This is a genomic window from Acinetobacter sp. AKBS16 (genome assembly GCF_002899995.1).
GTDB classification, from domain to species: Bacteria; Pseudomonadota; Gammaproteobacteria; order Pseudomonadales; family Moraxellaceae; genus Acinetobacter; species Acinetobacter baumannii.
In genome coordinates, this window is sequence record NZ_POYH01000098.1 from 47,079 (window position 1) to 49,473 (window position 2,395).

A 2,395-nucleotide genomic window follows, 5' to 3' on the forward strand; every position below is an offset into this window, starting at 1 on the left:
ACTAACTGTGGTGAATTATTTACTCAAAAATACCGTTAAGGGTGGTACATATACGCCTGCAAAACTGATGGGTTATAAGCTAGTGACTGAGCTGCCGGGTTCTGGTCCATTGGTAATCACTTAATACAGACTTTGTTAAAAAATAAAGCTTATCGCGTAATCCCGAATAAGGAGTCATTCTTGTTCGGGTTATTTTCTAAATATTTCAAGTAAATACAGCTTTATATGGATGAAAGAAAAACAGAAAACAAAACACTCCATAAGAAATAATTCAAATTGAATATACTGAAATGTAGTACATATTTTTTATAAACAAAGGAATGAAAATAATGAGAAAACTCATACTATTTCTACATGCATCGCTTGACAGTTTTGTTGAAGGGCCAAATGGGGCAATGGATATAGGATGGATTGCTTACGATGCCGATTTGGCAAATCATGCAAATGAAATCTTGAGCTCTGCTGATACGGTAATTTGGGGACGTGCGACATACCAGATGATGCATAATTATTGGCCAACTATGCTTTCAAACCCAGAAGCTTCAGAGCATGAACGAAATCATGCAGAATGGATTGAAAAGACAGAGAAAATCGTTTTTTCAACCACATTAGATACAGTTGAATGGAATAATTCCAGACTTGTAAAAGACCATGTTGAAGAAGAAATTAATAAACTCAAACAGCAACCGGGTAAGGATATGGTGATTTTGGGTAGTCCACGGTTCGCGCACTATCTGATGCAACTTGGTTTAATTGATGAATATAAAATTACAGTTTCGCCCGTGCTGCTTGGTAGTGGCTTGCCACTATTTCAAGGTATTGAGCAAAAGATCGGTCTTAAACTCATTGAAAATAAAACGTTTGCTTCTGGAGCTATCGGTCTTCACTATCAAAAGATAAGCTGATTTTTTCTATAACATGTATATAAAAAACGAATTACTGATTAATTCTGTAATTCGTTTTTTAAATTTATGAAATGCTACTTAATCGCTTGAATTACTTGGTTGATAACAATACGTATCGTAGTTTCAATGTGAGAAGCCTTAACTCGTTTTGAACTTAAAAACTAGGGTGTTTTTACCTTGTCAAAATACAGATTCATAAGACGTTCTGCATTTTGCTCACATGTAATTTCATCAGGTTTGTTGTTGATTGCATCAATCATGGTATGTAAGTTTTGCTTACTGATTTTTAGCTTTTGTTCTAAAAGCTCTATTTCCTGAATTTTGGTTTCAATCGTTCGAATAAGGGCATCATGGTCCCAAACAGCAACTTTCGAGGGCAAAAATGCTTTAATTTCTGCTAAAGAAAACCCGACTTGCTGAGCTTGCTGAATTAAAGAAAGTTGTTTCAAATCGTTATCGGTATATTCACGATAGCCATTCGATTTCCTTTTGGCTTTGGGTAAGAGTTTGATTTGCTCGTAATAACGAATTGTAGGGGTACTTAAACCACTTAGTTTTGATAACTCGCTAATATTCATAGCCACATACTCTCTTGACATTCAAGCTAACTTTAGACTTATAGTAACATAAAAGCAAGGTTCATAACTTTACCAAGCACACGTTTTCAGTAACAACTTTCTATGCTTTGATTGATAAAAGATAGAACTATAAAGAAGAATGAGGTGAGAAAATGTCTAAACGTATATTACACATCGTGACCAATGTTTCGCGCTATAAGGATGTAGATCAACAAACAGGACTGTGGTTAGGTGAGCTCACCCATGCTTATGATGAGTTTGAAAAGCAAGGCTATATACAAGATATTGTGAGTCCAAATGGCGGAAAAACTCCGATTGAACCTAAATCACTTGCGCCTTTAGTGGCAGATAAATCAGTTAAAGACCGAGAAAAAGATCAAGCTTTTATTACGCTGTTGGCAAATACGTTTAAGCCTTCTGATATTAATTGGCAAGACTATGACGTGATCTATTACACAGGTGGTCATGGTGTGATGTGGGATTTTTTAGATAACCCTGAACTGCAAGAAATCACCAAAAATATTTATGAAAAAGGCGGTATTGTTTCGAGTGTTTGTCATGGCTATTGTGGCTTGCTCAATGTCAGACTTTCCAATGGCGAAAGACTTATAAAAGGCAAAAAGTTAACAGGCTTTGCATGGAGTGAAGAAGTTTTGGCAGGGGTGGCAAAAAAAGTGCCATACAATGCCGAAGAGTTAGCGAAAGAATATGGTGCTCGTTATGAAAAGTCTTTTATTCCTTTTGCACCGTATGTCGTTCAAGACGGTAAGTTAATTACGGGGCAAAACCCGTTTTCAGCTAAGAAGACGGCTTTAGCGATAATAGAAGAGCTAGAAAAGTCATAATTTAATAATTCAAATATAAACCCTAAAAGTAGAACCAACGATGGTCTTACTTTTAGGGTTTTAAATA

At 35.8% G+C, this 2,395-nt stretch carries 3 protein-coding genes and 1 pseudogene; 3 read left to right on the forward strand and 1 reads right to left on the reverse strand.

The features are described 5' to 3' along the window. Both C1642_RS19875 and C1642_RS17820 read left to right on the forward strand, forming a co-directional pair. Positions 1-124 (forward strand): annotated as a pseudogene (locus C1642_RS19875) (hypothetical protein); the annotation flags it as partial. A gap of 205 nt (positions 125-329) precedes the next feature. Beyond that, complete coding sequence (locus C1642_RS17820) at positions 330-905, forward strand: dihydrofolate reductase family protein (protein ID WP_001228600.1); 576 nt, start codon at positions 330-332, stop codon at positions 903-905. Between the two features lie 161 nt (positions 906-1,066). Here the strand turns inward: C1642_RS17820 and C1642_RS17825 are convergent, their stop codons facing one another. Then, on the reverse strand, positions 1,067-1,483 hold the full coding sequence (locus C1642_RS17825; protein WP_001026787.1) for a MerR family transcriptional regulator: 417 nt from the start codon (positions 1,481-1,483) through the stop codon (positions 1,067-1,069). Between the two features lie 152 nt (positions 1,484-1,635). Here C1642_RS17825 and C1642_RS17830 point away from each other — a divergent pair, with 152 nt between their 5' ends. After that, positions 1,636-2,328: a type 1 glutamine amidotransferase domain-containing protein gene (locus C1642_RS17830; protein WP_103236681.1), complete on the forward strand. Its 693-nt coding sequence runs from the start codon at positions 1,636-1,638 to the stop codon at positions 2,326-2,328. The last annotated feature ends 67 nt before the right edge of the window (positions 2,329-2,395 follow it).